The following is a 13,478-nucleotide window of genomic DNA, read 5'->3' as shown; positions in this document are numbered from 1 at the left end:
AACTCCGCACCTATGCCCCCTGCTCCTACTGATACCAACCCCTTCCAATCCTTTTGGATGGCTGGCTACGAATGCACCGACCAGCTTAACTGCTTTGGTCACCGCGTGGATTTCTTGCCATTGACCGGCCATCTACAGCTCCTTGAGCAAGATTATCAAGACCTTCGGCAGCACAAGCTAGGGACAGTACGCGAAGGAATTCGGTGGAGCCAGATCGAGAAGGTACCGTATCAGTACGACTGGAGCACGGTGCGCACTATGCTTGCTGCGGGCCGTCGCCACGGTATTCAGCAGCTTTGGGATATTTGCCACTTCGGCTACCCCGACGATCTAACGCCGTTGCACCCGATGTTTGCGCGGCGCTTTGCGGCGTTGTGCAGAGCCTTCGTGCAATTCTACCGGGCTGAGCAGCCGGAAGGTGAGCTAATTGTAACGCCCATCAACGAGGTTAGTTTTATAAGCTGGCTAGGTGGCGACGCTCGGGGCACTTCTCCTTATTGCATACACCAAGGTTGGGAAGTGAAATACCGCCTGATGCGCGCTTATATTGAAGGGGTGGTGGCCATGCGGGAGGTTGATCCGAGTGTGCGGATTCTTACAACAGAACCGCTTGTCAACATCCGACCTAGGGCCGGTTCCGACCACCACGAGAAGGCTCGGGCAGCGCATCACCACGAAAATCAGTTTCAAGCCGTAGATATGCTCACGGGTCGTATGTGTCCTGAGCTTGGTGGCCGGCCTGAGTATCTAGATATCCTCGGCTTCAATTTCTACTACGACAACCAGTGGGATATCGAGCCTCGGGCCCGCATTCCGTGGGCCGATAAGCCTGCCGACCGTCGGTGGCGCCCCTTGCGGCACTTGTTGGCCGATGCATACAAGCGCTACGACAAGCCCGTTGTACTTACCGAAACCAGCCACCCCGGTGTAGACCGGCCGCAGTGGATGGATATGATTGGCAAGGAATGCGTTGCCGCTTTGCAAATGGGTGTGCCCTTGTGGGGCGTGTGCCTCTACCCCATCATCGACCGGCCGGACTGGGATTTTCTGGATCAAGAGTGGCACCGCTCGGGCCTTTGGGACGCGGTAGTGCAGCCAGACGGCCCGCCCTTGCGGGTGCTCCATGCGCCTTATGCCAAAGCTTTGCAAAAGGCGCAAACCCGCGTGGCCAAGGCCCTTGCAACCCTAGCACTACCTCAAGAGCTTACGCTGCCATAAGGTGCACCTGCGGTAAAGGCAAAGCTGAGCCACTTGGCGTCGTATTAATCGAGCTTGCAATACAAGCGCTTACTTTGCCAAGGTGAAATAGAGTGCGGTGCTATTCTAATCTATCCTCTGTCAGCTATGTCGCAGAACTTGCATGGATCGAGCCGCTTAGCGGCTGCCACAACAGACTTGTTGCAGCATTTCAAGCGGGCGTTTGCCGATTCCACCCTGTCGATGGAGGAAGCGCGGCAACTGCGGCAGCGCTTAGCCGAACACGGCCAGCACGGGACTGATTTGCACGAACTACGGCACGAGTTGTTTGTACTGGCCCGTGGCCGGTTCAATAGTTTTCAGGATAAGGCTGTGGTGGAATGGCTAGAAGCGGCTAGCGCCTTACTGCTGCCACCGGCCAGCCCACCTGCTCGCGCCACACGTACCGAAGTGCATTTCAGCCCTGGCACGGAATGCGTAGCGGCCATCCAACGCTTTATTGGGCAGGCGGCGCGCCAGCTGGATATATGCGTGTTCACCGTAGCCGATGACCGGCTGACTCATGCTTTACTCGGCGCCCACCACCGGGGCGTGGTGGTGCGCCTGCTCACCGACAACGATAAGCTCTTTGATCGGGGTTCGGATGTGCGCCAGCTTTTCGAGGCTGGTATTCCGGTGCGCATGGATCATACAGAGTATCATATGCACCATAAGTTTGCCGTTGCCGACAAGCACACCGTCTTAACTGGTTCTTACAACTGGACTCGTTCTGCCGCCGAGCTCAACCTCGAAAACCTCGTTATTACCGACGACCACGCCATGGTACAGCCCTACGTTCGGGAGTTTGAGCGCCTATGGCCCCAGATGACTGTATTCACTGGTTGATAGCGGAATCAGGTTTCCCACGGCTGACCCATGAACCAGATAGCAGAAAAAAACGCAACGCAGCCAGAGGTTTGGTACCGGGCTGCGTTGCGCTTTTACTAGAGGAACTCGAAGAATACGCTATTCTGTGGGCGTAGTGGCCGTCGGGGCAGGAGCTTCAGCCGAGGGGCGCCGGATCTGCACAGGATGCTTGGTGTTTACGGTACCCACCGTCAAATTCAAAAAGTAGTCACCTGGAGGTAGACTGCGGAAGTCGAGCGTTTGGTGCTGAGCGCCTGGCCCTTGGCGGCGATAGTCGGAAACTCGTACGGCCACCCCGCGCTGGTTGTAAAGCACCCACCCGATAGGCTGCTCTATGTTGAGCTCATAGGCCATCTGCATCACGCCGTTGCTCGGATTGGGGTATACACTTAGCTGGTTGGCTCCTACTCCTGGGGTGGTGCGGCGCCCGGCAACTGGCGTCAAAACAACAGGCTTAATGGCTTCTAGCTTCCATTGTTGCGTAGGCCGGTTGGCATAGCGTCGCTGCTGAAGGCCGCCTTCCTCGGGCGTGTTGGCTGTAATAGCCTTGCCGCTGTGCTTGGCAGTAATCTTGTAGAAGCCTTCGTCCACGGGCTCCACAGACCATAGCTGGTTGTTGCCGCTATAGAAAGGCCATAAGCTCAGGGGCGTACCGTTGGAAGTAGCACTACCTAATACTTCCAGCACTTTGCGTCCGCCTTGCACCGCAATGCGGTAATAGCCATTGCCGGCGCTTTCAATACTCCATTGGGGTAAGCCATTCGTTGCCAGCTCCGCCGAAGGATTCACGGCCGCATTGGGCTGCGCTTGGTCAAGCACTTCCAGGGCCTTACCATCGGAGCGGGCTGTTAAGGTATAGACACCCGGCACGAACGGAGTGGCAGCCGCAGGAGTTGCGGGTTTCGAAGCTGCAGCAGGCTTAGCTTCAGAAGCTGCTTCGGTGGCAGGCGCAGCAGCTACTTTAGTTTCTTTAGCAGGCTTCGCCTCTTTCGTTGCTTTAGCTACGGCTGGCTCTTTGGCAGGTGCTGCTGGTTTGGCGGCAACTGGTTGCTTTTCCTTGGCTGGGGCTTTGGCTACCGGAGCAGGTGTGGGCGCAGCAGCAGGCGCGCTGGCGCCGCCGGCCGGATCGGGCCCGGTAGAGGAACCGAGCGGGTACAAGTTGCCCGTAGGAATAGTTTGAGCAACTTGTCCGGGCGGCACCCACTGCAGCTGAATTCGCGCGTCGCCTTCTTCGTCGTAGTACTCTAGCTTGATGCTAGTTTTTTCGCCGGCCGCTAAGTTGGCAGAAGCCCCGGCTGGATCAGCTTTCTTACCGTCCCAGGTGTCGAGCACTTTCTTGCCATTCACCCACAGCCGTACGCCTTCGGTGGTAGCCACCGTGAATTTGTAGCGCCCGGTGGTGGGGGCGGCCAGCAGTCCTTCCCACCGCACTGAGAAGTTATCGATTGGCACTCCCGGTCCGGGTGAGCCCGGGCCCCACTGAAAATCAATGGCGGCATCTATCCGCTTAAGAGCCGGAGCACCAGCCAAGGTGCCATTGCTGAAATAGATGGCCGTTAGCCCGGTGCCTGCCCCTTGCACCGGATCGGCCGCCGAAGTCCGAACTGCCAACGGAGCGCTACCGCTAGCTATATGGCCCGGCTGACCAGGGCCAGGAGCAGCGGCAAACGACGAGCCGACCAGTGCTTCGCCGAGTATGCCGAGTCCGAGTATAGAACGGAATAAAATCTGTCGCACAGAATAAGAATAGTTGATGAACAAATTAGGAAAGTCCAAGAAGCAGCATACCTCACCGCACAAGAAAAAGCATTTGGTATCACTTCATACTCCCGACCAAACGAGCCCATTTACAGAGCCGCTACAATATAAAACAATTCTAGCGGCATCTTTTTAGCCTATATTACAGACCTGATTTGATTTAAAACTTTTATCTGCAAAATGCAATTACAAAACTCTATATTTGTTGTTTCGCAGTTGTTGTTTCCCACTTTGAAACTGCTCTTCATTTTGGTGCTTCCACAAAGCTCTACTCCTTAGCTCGACAGTAGAACAAGCTGCTTATTTGGGGCCCAAAATCGTCTTTGGCAGTAGGTAGGAGTACAGCTCGGGATTATGCATCTGATGGCCGAAAACTTCACACAGTGCAGCCTCTGGTATAGCCGCTCCTAAAAGTCCACACAAGCATTGGTAAGGCACAAGGGCTATGCTGCTCATCGGAACTATAACGCTTCTCGGTATTGGTTGTAGAGAGGCCCTGTAAGCTGGACTGGAAGTTGCCGTTGGGTGAATGACGAGCGGAATAGACATGCCTACTCTGCCTCAACATCGAAGCGGTTCTTCTTCGTGCTTTCTGCTCTAGCAGACGGTCTACACCGTAAGCTCACGTAAAAGTGCTTTGTTTGCCTATCTCGACTTTACGCCACCAATGAAAAGCCTCTATACTGTTTCGCTGCTTGTTGTTTCTAACCTGTTTATGACGTTTGCCTGGTACGGGCACCTGCAGTTCAAAAAGATAAGCTGGCTGCACGGCCTAGGGCTGGTAGGCGTCATTCTGATCAGTTGGGGGCTGGCATTTTTCGAATACCTATTTCAGGTGCCCGCCAACCGGTTAGGCTTCGAGGAGAATGGCGGACCGTTCAACTTGTTTCAACTGAAAGTGATTCAGGAAGTGGTGTCTCTCACGGTTTTCACGCTGTGCGCTGTGTACGTGTTCAAGACCGACAAACTTACCTGGAATCACCTTATCGGCTTTATGCTGCTGGTGGCTGCGGTGTATTTCATCTTCAAAAAATGACGCGGCTAAGTGAGGCGCGTAGGATTGTATTTGGAATTCGCTATTTTTCAGGGGTCTGCACACTCCTCCTCTCGCCCGCATGGAACAGTCGTACACCTCGCCCACAGGTATTCCGCCCAAGAACTGGTTGGTAGAATCTGTTCTGGTTACCATCTTCTGCTGCCTACCTTTTGGCATCGTGGCCATTGTGAATGCCGCCAACGTTAATTCTCGCTTATCAGTGGGTGACTATGCGGGGGCACAGGCTGCCTCGGTCAATGCCGGTAAGTGGGTGAAATACGGGCTGATTGGGGGAGTATTGCAGGTAGTTATTCCTTTCGTGTTGGTGGCCGTGCTGGGGGCTGGAGGAGTTATTTTGCATGCTTTAGGCTTTTAAGTGATTTTGTATCGTCAGGGCAGGGGCTTGCTAGTATTGAGCTTACTGGCTGCGCTATTGTTGGCCGCTCTTTACTTTCGCCTCGACCCGGCGCAATATCCTTTTCCGCGCTGCTTGGTGCATACGCTCACTGGCCTGCACTGCCCAGGCTGCGGCACCCAACGCGCCGTTCATGCCCTTCTTCATGGCCGCGTCGGGCAAGCTATTGGCTTTAATTTGCTAGCGGCACTGGCCACTCCGGTTCTGGTAGTTGGAGTTATGGAAGAACTGCGCGGGTGGCTAAGCAAGCGCCCGCACCGCAACTCGTTTCTGTATCGCCCTTGGTTTGGCTGGAGCGTAGTGATTTTCACTGTTTTATTCACGGTGCTCCGCAACCTTCCGGGTTCCTTGGGCGCTTGGCTAGCGCCCTGAACCAACCAGGCTAATCCATATGTTTAGGAATGCTTGCGGCGGCTGATTGGTCGGCAGCAGGCGTTGCGTATTCTTGTGTTATTTGTACCGAGCCTTACACTTCCATACTGGCGCAACTTGTCTGGGATGGCTGCGTACGAAACGCGCTCCAGTAAGGTGGAGCTTACCTACTTGCTTATATGCGAAAAACTCGCCGTATCCTCGAATTTTTACTGTTGCTGCTGCTTGTGAGTAGCCCGTTGGCCCAAGCTCAAAAAGTAGGCTTGGTGCTGAGCGGCGGCGGTGCCAAAGGGCTAGCCCATGTGGGGGTGCTGGAAGTGCTGGAAAAAAACCAAATCCCCATCGACTACATCGTCGGGACGAGCATGGGGGCCATTGTGGGCGGTATGTACGCGGCGGGCTACTCGCCCCGCGAGATAAAGGAGATTGTGCTGCGGCCCGAGTTTCAGAACTGGGTGTCGGGCGAGCCGCTCGAAGGCAAGGTTTACAACTACTACGACAACGACTACAACCCTGCGGCGCTGCACCTGCGCCTCGCCATCGACTCGACGCTGAAGGCCCGCGTGACGCCTAAGCTCGTGGATGACGTAACCCTGAACTACGTACTGGCCACCATGCTCGCCCCAGCCGGCGCTATTTCCGGCTACAACTTCGATAAACTGATGGTGCCCTACCGCAGCGTGGCTTCGGAGGTGTTTACGCGCGAGAAAGTAGTGCAGCGCAACGGCTCTTTGTCCGATGCGGTTCGCAATTCCATGGCTTTCCCGCTGGCGTTTCGGCCCATTCGGCAACCCGACGGCCGTTACCTTTTCGACGGGGCCGTAGTTGATAATTTTCCGACCGACGTAATGCGCGAAGAGTTCAAGCCCGACATTATCATCGGGGTGAACGTGGGGGATGTGGCCTTCAACAAATACCCGAAAGAAAAAGACGACGAATTGCTTACCAACACGCTGCTGTTTGTGGGCTTCAATGGCGCCGATACCACGTCGGTCGGCCGCAACGGGGTCTTTATTCAGCCTAATCTGACTGGTTACACGGCTGGTGATTTCAACAAAGTGGGCCAATTGCTGATGCTGGGCAAGCAAGCCACAGAAAAGAAGTTAGACGAACTACTGACCCGTATTCCACGGCGCGAGGATACGCTGGCCTTACAGGCGCGCCGGCGCGCCTTTCAGGAGCAGGCACCCCGTCCCGAGTTCAAGCAAATAACCGTGCAAGGTGTGCCGCGCCAGCAACAAGAGTTTATTCGGCGCTTCTTTCAGCGTACCGGTTCCAGCTATTCGCCCGGTGATGTGGAGGAAGGCTACTACCGCCTCGTCAACAACGACTTCTTCAACAACGTTTACCCCCGGGTCCGCTACGACAGCCAACTCGGCGGGTACGTGATGAACCTGGATGCCCGCCAAAACAGCAACCTCACCACCGACTTGGGGGTGCTGCTGTCTTCGCGCTCGATGAGCAATTTTTACTTGGGCGGGGCCTACCGCTACCTCAACCGCCTGCTATACACGGTGCAAGCCGATGCTACCATTGGGCGCTTCTACAACGGGGCGCAGGGCTCTTTTCGGATCAGTATTCCTGGCAATGCGCCGTTCTACTTCGAGCCCATTGTCACCTTCAACAATTTCAATTACCAAGATACTGGCGTTTTGCTGGGCAGCACCGCGCAGAATACGCAGTTGCAGCAACGCGACCTGCGCACGGGATTCGTGGTGGGCTACAGCCCCAACTACCGTAGCCGGTTTATTTTGGGGGGCAGTTTGTTCACGAACCGCGACCGGTTTGCCAATACCAACGAAATCAGTAGCGGAGCCGAACTCGATGAAAGCCGCATCAAGCGTGGCCTCACCGGCACCCTGGAGTTTCAGCGTAATTCCCTGAACCGTCGGCAGTACGCTGTTGGGGGTCGGCGGGCCGAAATCAAGCTACGCGGGGTACTCGGGGAAGAAGAATACAGACCTGGTTCCACCGCAACGGGACTGTCGGCCCGCAACAAGGACCACCAGTGGTTGCAAGCGCGCTTCTACACCGAGCAGTACTTCACCTTCCACAAAGTGGATTCGGTAGGTCGCCGCGTGCATGCCTGGGGCTATACCGTGGATGCAGTAGCTTCCACGCAGGGACGGTTTGCCACCTACCGCTCGTCGCTCACGTCGGCGCCGGCCTTCCTGCCCCTCCCCGATTCTCGCACGTTGTTTCTGGATCGTTATCGGGGCACCTCCTACGCAGCGGTAGGATTGCGCTATATCAAGGCCGTAATTGGGTCATTGGAATGGCGCAGCGAAGTATACGTCCACGCCTTGTTCCGCCCCTATGAGCGGTCGGAAAGCAACCCGCTGCTTGCCGCTCGCGGCAGCTTCAGCCGTCCCTACCTTACGGCCATGTCTGGCTTTGTTTACCAAACTCCAGTAGGACCCGCTTCGCTACAGTTCATTCACTACGACGACCCTGACCATAAATTTGGGGTGTTTGCTCATATCGGCTACGTTCTGTTCCGCGAAAGAGCATTGGACTAAGTAGCAACCTCACTCCTCACTAGTTCACTCGTCGGGATACTGGGGTGGCTCTTCTTCGGGTGAGTGGGGTGACGAGGTGCCTGGGCCACAGCCCGCCAGGATGGCGCAGTCTAGGTCTTCGCCGTGGTAGAAGCGCCGGAACAGCACCGTTGCTAGCCACATAGCCAAGGGCGGGGCCACCCAATATACCCACAGACCATAATAGCTGTTGGCCGCCAGGGCCGTACCAAGGCTGCGTGCCGGATTCAGGCTCATGCCCGAATAAGGCGTTTCGATTAAGATGTAAAGCGCAATTAGTCCGCCTATCAGCCAGCCCGTTAGCTTCTTAAGTTTACTGGAGTGCAAGGCCTTCAGCATCACCAGCATCAGAACAAAGGAGATGACAAATTCGGCGGCAAAAGCCACCATTGCACCGCCTGGCTTGGGCTGCGTTACGACGTGCTTAACGGCCGGGTGAGCGTACAAGGGGCCGAGCACCCGGCTCATCAGCTGCGCGGCCACGATGGCGCCTACTAGTTGGGCCACCACGTACCAAACAGCATCGGGAAGGCGCACTTTACCTAGTTGCCAGAAAGCCAAGGTCACGGCCGGATTGATGTGCGCTCCCGAGCGTTTGCCCCACGGATTGTAGACAATAGTCACCACGACCAAGAGCATGGCTAACCCTAGCAGGCCACGCCGCACCGTCGAGTTCGGCAGGGCTTGCTGAACGGGCGACGCTGGGTGCTCCAGCAAAACGGTAAGCAAGCTGGCGCAACTAATAAAGAAAGCCAGCCCAAGCGCTTCGGCCAGGTAGTGCGGCCAGTGCCGACGCCACGCGGCTATCATACGACTCGAAAATGCTACTGTTTGCTGAGGTTCACGCACCTTTCCTCCAACGCAGCCGGTCGCCAACAAGTTAGTTTGCTGCCGGGGGAAGTTGCCGGGCAAATGTTTGCAGCAGGGTTGCTACTTCCTCGGGCGCTTCGTAGGGCAGCAGATGGCCGGCACCGCCCACAATGTCGAGGTGGGTACCTTCGGGGAGCAATGGCAGGGTTTCGAGCCCGTGCACCGACGGCGACAATACCGCGTCTTGGTCGCCCGCAAGCACGGTGCAAGGCACGCTTAAGTGCTGCAGCCGAGCTGCTATATTTTCGCGGCTGCCGTGTAGCAGCCACGCATTCCAGGCGGCCTTGCTGGCCCGTAGGTTGTCGTCGATAATCTGCTGCTGCACAGCAGAAGGTAGCGTCCGAGCGGTAATAGTGCGCAACGTTTTTTCAGCTTCTTGGCGCTTCCCGAAGGCCCGCAGGCTGCCTTGCCGGTCTTCTTCGGTCATGGGTTCGGGCGTGGGCGGCGACGGACTCAGCAGCGCTACGCCTCGCAACCCGAGGGGTTGCCGAGCGGCGAGGGCCAGGGCAATTTTGCCTCCCATGCTGTGCCCAACTAGCACATACTGTTGCAGTTGCCGCGCTGCTATATACGCGGCTACCTCGTCGGCATACGCATCCACGGTGAACCCGCCGGCCGGCGCTGGCGCACCGCCAAAGCCTCCTAGGTCGGGGGCTAGCACGCCGTATTCTGGCGCTAGCAGTTCGCCCACGGTTTGCCACTCTTTGCTCGAGCCGGCCCAGTAATGCAAACACACGAATGTAAGTGGAGCTGCACCGGGCACAGGCGGGGAAGATGACGGTAGCATAGGAAACAAGAGTAAGGGTAGCGCTAAGCATAACATACTTGCCGCCAACTTGTGATGAACTTATGGCAGCATACGCAATAGGCGAACTTATTACCAACCTGAACAGCAAAAAGCCTGGCTTGAGTAAGCCAGGCTTTTCTTGGAAACTAGTCAGGACAGTTATTCGCCTGTCTTGCTGGCTGTTACTCTATTCCACCACCACTTGCTTGGTAGCTAGCTGATCGGCGGTTTGGATTTGCAGGGTATAGAGGCCCGTTGCGAGGCCGTCAACCTTTATTTGCGTTTCGGTGCCGTTGGCGCCGAGTTGTACTGTGCGGGTTTGCACCTGTTGGCCTAGCGTATTGATAAGCGTCAGCTTGGCCGTACGCTGGCCTGCCATGGGAGGAAGTTTCAGCATGAAGGCATCATGCGCCGGGTTAGGATACAGGGAAATATCCTGCGCGAAGGCCGCGCTACGCGCCGAAAGCACGCGCGTGCTGAAGCCCACTTCTATCCCGAGGCGGGTTCTCAGGGTAGTGGTATTTACGTCGGCCCAAGCGCCGGTAGCGGACGTTTGGTAGAAGTAAGTATTGGGGCGCAGCGGGTCTTCCACCTGATACGCAATACCAACCCCACCCGAAACTTCCTTCAGCCCAACGAAGAAGGTGCCATTTACGGGCGTATTCATTATAGGCACTGTTACCACGCCGGCTGTCGTTGGCTTGGTTAAGGTCGGTGAGGTGAAGAGCACCGTACCTGGCTGCCCGGTTGCCGTGGCATTCAGTATCACCACTTGGTACGTTGCTACCGCCGTGGACGCCAAGAAAGTCAGCCGCACTTCACCGATAGTAGAAGGGGTATTGATAATGTGTTTGGCCGCCAACGTACCGCCCGGGTTGGTACTCGAAACACTAACGGAGGTGGTAGTAGCTTGCCCCTCAATATAATACGACAAGCTATTGGTGGTAACAGCCGTGGTAGCGGTCTGCGAATTGTTGGCGTTCAACCCGTCGTCTGGTACCGTTACCGTAATGGTGTTGTTGCCGGTAGCCGTTGGGGTATAGGTATCGAACGTGACCGTAGTTGAAGCGCCGGGTGCCAGCGTTGGTACTATTTTTCCGTTTGCAAACGGGGAGGAACCCGTTACGGCAAGGAGCACCGGCACATTGGTTAGTGGTGCCGAGCCTAGGTTCTGAACAACTGCCTGAATTACCTGCGGAGCCGATATAGGCGCTTTGCTCACGGTGTATATAATCTGAACTGCCGCGTCGTTGGCAATGGTAGGCACGGCACAGATACCGAACTGACCAGTAGGCGTGGTGCCAAAGCTCCATACGCGGGCATATACCGTGGACCCAGGAGTAAGGCCCACCACTCGTGCACTCGAAAAGAAGTTAGTCGAGCTGATGTCGTCACTGCAGCCTACTTCGGTAAGCGCGCCGCAGGTACCCGTATACAGCACCAGGCCCATATCTTCCACTGGCGACCCTGCTATGGCGCTGGTCGTGACGGTGAGTCCACCGGAAGCTGGCACTACCATGCTATACCAAACGTCGTTATTGACGGGCGTTGCGGCTACGAAGCAGCCGGTACCTGCGGTCGAGCTTGGCGCAGGCACCCCCGTTGAAGCGGTAGCGCCGGCGTTGGTGGTGGTAATTGGCGTGCACGTAGCCGTAGTGTTGAGGGCCGTGGCTCCGGCGCAGTTGTCGTTGGCTGGGGGCGGCGGCGTTGTGGTGAACGTCCGGGTAACTAGCCCTGTAGTGCCACCGCCTGCGCACAAGGGCTGGAGGGTTACGGTGTAAGCCGTGGAGGCCGTGAGCCCAGTAAGTGGCACCGGTGAGGCCGTTGGGGTCGGGGTTACGGTGGTCGTCATGGCCGGCGTGGCCGTTGGGTAATACGTCACGGTGTAGCTGGTATTGCCGGCCCCAGGCGTGAATACCAGGTTGGCCGACGTAGCCGTGATGCTGCCAACAGATACAGCTAAAGGCGGAGCGCATATGGCTACGGGCGTGCTACTTGCACAGATCGTGAACGGACCCGTTGCATCAGCAGAGCCATACCCCGACACGGCTACATAGTAGGTGGTATTGACCGTAAGGCCCGTTAAGTTCAGTGGAATGGACACCGTGTTGTTGGCGCCACCCGAAGCGCAAGCTCTTTCCGTAAAAGGGCCCGCTGCCCCGTTTGCGGAGCTGAACACACGAATGTAACCGGCCGGACTGCCTGTCACCTGTAAACTAACCGCCGTGCTGCCTGCCCCACTCGCCGCCGTGGTGAAGGTGTACCACACGTCGCGGGGGGTGAGAGCAGCGCCGCAATTGTTAGGCGCTGCCCCGGGGTTGGTGTAGCCGTTGGGCGGCGTGGTGGTAGCTCCCACGTTGGTGCCATTGGTAGGCACGCAAGTAGTGGAAATAGGCAGCGCAATGGCTCCGAGCGGATTGTCGTTGGCTACGGCCAGCGTGGTGAACGTGGTGGTAACTACCGGCGAAGTGGTGCTACCCGCGCAGTTGCTGGTAATAGTTACCGTGTACGTGGTATTAAGCGTTAGGCCCGTAAGATTGATTGGGGAAGCCGTAGGGGCGGGCGTTATGGTGGTAGCCGTACCGCCGGTGGGCGTGTAGGTTACGGTATAACTGGTGCTGGAAATACTAGGCGTAAACGAGAGTTGCGCCGAGGTAGTCGTGATGTTCGTCACGTTCAAGGTTACTACCGGGGCACAAGCCAATGGTGCAAGGCCAGTTAGCTGAATGTTAGGCCGTAGGAGGCTCAGCGTTCCTACCGTGGTGGGTGGGGCGGAGTCGGTTTGCCAGAACTGGGTTCGGTTGTTGGTGCCGGTAGAAGAATAGCGAAACACTTTGCCGGCACTTGTCTCGTTGCCAGCCGGCGCGGTATTGGTTTCCACAATCACCTCCAAGTTGGCGGTACCATCATAAGCGAATGGAGCCGTTAGTGGCACACTCACCCATTTATTGGCCGTGAACGAAGCCGCTGGGATAGTAGCATCGTAAACCAACGTGGCGCCCATTTCTTCGGCAGCTACCGTGGTAGCGGCCGCAAAGGTGGCGTTGCTTACCTTTTTGAGGTAGATTTTAGTTGCCGCAGCGCCGGGTGCATTTACCCCGTTGAGGTAGAAGCCTATCTGGGTCAGATTGCCGGTAGTTCCGATTTCGGCAGCGGTATAAATCATGGCGCTCCGCTCGTAGCCCCACCACGTACCGAAAGGCTTGCGCCCGTTGGTGCCCGAGTCGACATTCCCGGCGGGAACTTCAATCTGAGCCCAGGCAGCAGGGGCCAGTAGCATAGCGGCCGCCACCGCTGTCAGCCGCGACCGAAGCCTGGCTGGCGACCAAGAAATAAGTGAGTAAAGGTTTGCTCTCATTCGGAAAGATGTAAAAGGTGGAGAAAGAGAAACTAAACAGATCCAATACAGTGGTTGCAATTTCGAAGCTGCCCTTCGGCCTATCTACCCCACATATAAACCATTGCATTAGTTTTTTAACTAATCTAATACGGAGGTCTTACCGCTGCTTATAGGGTAAATCAATATATAATATTTTAGACAATAATTAGTATTGTGTAGCAGAGTTAGGAAGTGGTATGTAGCCTAGCCTTAAGCACTAG

The 13,478-nt window shown here is 56.4% G+C and carries 10 protein-coding genes; 6 read left to right on the top strand and 4 right to left on the bottom strand.

What is annotated here, in order from left to right:
- Window positions 1–12 precede the first annotated feature (12 nt).
- Together P1X16_RS22855 and P1X16_RS22850 are read left to right on the top strand one after the other, a co-directional pair.
- Complete coding sequence (locus P1X16_RS22855; RefSeq protein WP_277234165.1) at window positions 13–1,218, top strand: amine oxidase; 1,206 nt, start codon at window positions 13–15, stop codon at window positions 1,216–1,218.
- 126 nt (window positions 1,219–1,344) lie between these two features.
- On the top strand, window positions 1,345–2,082 hold the full coding sequence (locus P1X16_RS22850) for a phospholipase D-like domain-containing protein (protein WP_277234163.1): 738 nt from the start codon (window positions 1,345–1,347) through the stop codon (window positions 2,080–2,082).
- 120 nt (window positions 2,083–2,202) lie between these two features.
- Here P1X16_RS22850 and P1X16_RS22845 read toward each other — a convergent pair whose 3' ends face one another.
- The gene (locus P1X16_RS22845; RefSeq protein ID WP_277234161.1) at window positions 2,203–3,840 is read right to left on the bottom strand and encodes a PA14 domain-containing protein; all 1,638 of its coding nucleotides are present in this window, start codon (window positions 3,838–3,840) and stop codon (window positions 2,203–2,205) included.
- 688 nt (window positions 3,841–4,528) lie between these two features.
- Between P1X16_RS22845 and P1X16_RS22840 the strand changes: the two genes are divergently transcribed.
- From P1X16_RS22840 to P1X16_RS22825, 4 genes are all read left to right on the top strand, one after another.
- Complete coding sequence (locus tag P1X16_RS22840) at window positions 4,529–4,897, top strand: DMT family protein (protein WP_245120476.1); 369 nt, start codon at window positions 4,529–4,531, stop codon at window positions 4,895–4,897.
- Between the two features lie 79 nt (window positions 4,898–4,976).
- Window positions 4,977–5,273, top strand: coding sequence for a CD225/dispanin family protein (locus tag P1X16_RS22835; protein WP_277234157.1), 297 nt, complete (start codon window positions 4,977–4,979; stop codon window positions 5,271–5,273).
- Between the two features lie 60 nt (window positions 5,274–5,333).
- Complete coding sequence (locus P1X16_RS22830; RefSeq protein ID WP_277234155.1) at window positions 5,334–5,684, top strand: DUF2752 domain-containing protein; 351 nt, start codon at window positions 5,334–5,336, stop codon at window positions 5,682–5,684.
- Window positions 5,685–5,863: 179 nt separating this feature from the next.
- Window positions 5,864–8,203 (top strand): patatin-like phospholipase family protein, encoded by a 2,340-nt coding sequence (locus tag P1X16_RS22825; RefSeq protein ID WP_277234153.1) that lies wholly within the window; start codon window positions 5,864–5,866, stop codon window positions 8,201–8,203.
- 24 nt (window positions 8,204–8,227) lie between these two features.
- Here P1X16_RS22825 and P1X16_RS22820 read toward each other — a convergent pair whose 3' ends face one another.
- From P1X16_RS22820 to P1X16_RS22810, 3 genes are all read right to left on the bottom strand, one after another.
- Window positions 8,228–9,031 (bottom strand): aquaporin, encoded by an 804-nt coding sequence (locus P1X16_RS22820; RefSeq protein ID WP_277234151.1) that lies wholly within the window; start codon window positions 9,029–9,031, stop codon window positions 8,228–8,230.
- 70 nt (window positions 9,032–9,101) lie between these two features.
- On the bottom strand, window positions 9,102–9,878 hold the full coding sequence (locus P1X16_RS22815; protein WP_277234149.1) for an alpha/beta hydrolase: 777 nt from the start codon (window positions 9,876–9,878) through the stop codon (window positions 9,102–9,104).
- A gap of 187 nt (window positions 9,879–10,065) precedes the next feature.
- Window positions 10,066–13,236, bottom strand: coding sequence for a fibronectin type III domain-containing protein (locus tag P1X16_RS22810; protein WP_277234148.1), 3,171 nt, complete (start codon window positions 13,234–13,236; stop codon window positions 10,066–10,068).
- Window positions 13,237–13,478 lie beyond the last annotated feature (242 nt).

This window comes from Hymenobacter sp. YC55 (assembly GCF_029433095.1).
Classification (GTDB): domain Bacteria; phylum Bacteroidota; class Bacteroidia; order Cytophagales; family Hymenobacteraceae; genus Hymenobacter.
This window is presented reverse-complemented; position numbering and strand designations above follow the sequence as displayed.